Genomic DNA, 713 nt, shown 5'->3' on the forward strand with positions numbered 1-713 from the left:
AATTTGGATTTTGCTTGTCCGAAGTCAATTTTACAACCCCATCCTTGCTGATTTTCCACAACCAAGAAGTCGGTATATTACCAGATAGGTCCGCAAAGGAAACCGATTCGCCCCCTAAAACCTGTAGCACATCTTCACCTGCACCTTTAACATACAATTCTTCAATAGCGATAACGGTAGTGGTGGTATCATATACGGACAAAACCTTAAGACGGATATAACGGGCGGTAGTGGCTGAGAAAAGATCCTCTATAACAGCCTTGTTTTTATCCCAGGTGCCTGATTTTACCAGCGTCCAGTTTACACCGTCAGCACTTACAGAAAATTCATAATCCTTAATGTTTTTATCATAGTTACCACTCTCAGTCCTAAACCCGTCTATTTTATAGTCAGCCCCCATATCAATCTGAAGATCATGGGGAAGTGGGACTCCATAATAAGGAGCCCAAGGAAAATGACTACCATCAAAAGCATGCTTTGCTGCACTATATTCACTACTCACATATTTTACGCTCCACCCTGCCTTGGGAACGCTTTTAAAAGCAGTAACAGCAGTAAAATCCGACAAAGGCGGGGCTGTTACCCTTATGGCATCTTCTATTTTTTTTAACTTGACACCAGAAGCAGTAGCCGCTTTAAGCTCAATACTGTACAGCCCGGGCTCTGTGAAGGTAAAACCAGGGTTTTGCTGCTCAGAAGTGAATTTTACATCT

The 713-nt window shown here is 42.5% G+C and carries 1 protein-coding gene; it reads right to left on the reverse strand.

Annotated features, from left to right (window positions below; translation table 11 throughout):
• On the reverse strand, nucleotides 1-713 hold a 713-nt coding region (locus AC6CH4_RS25925; RefSeq protein WP_498108221.1), incomplete at both ends, for a discoidin domain-containing protein.

It is taken from the genome of Flavobacterium sp. GQ95, assembly GCF_059758655.1.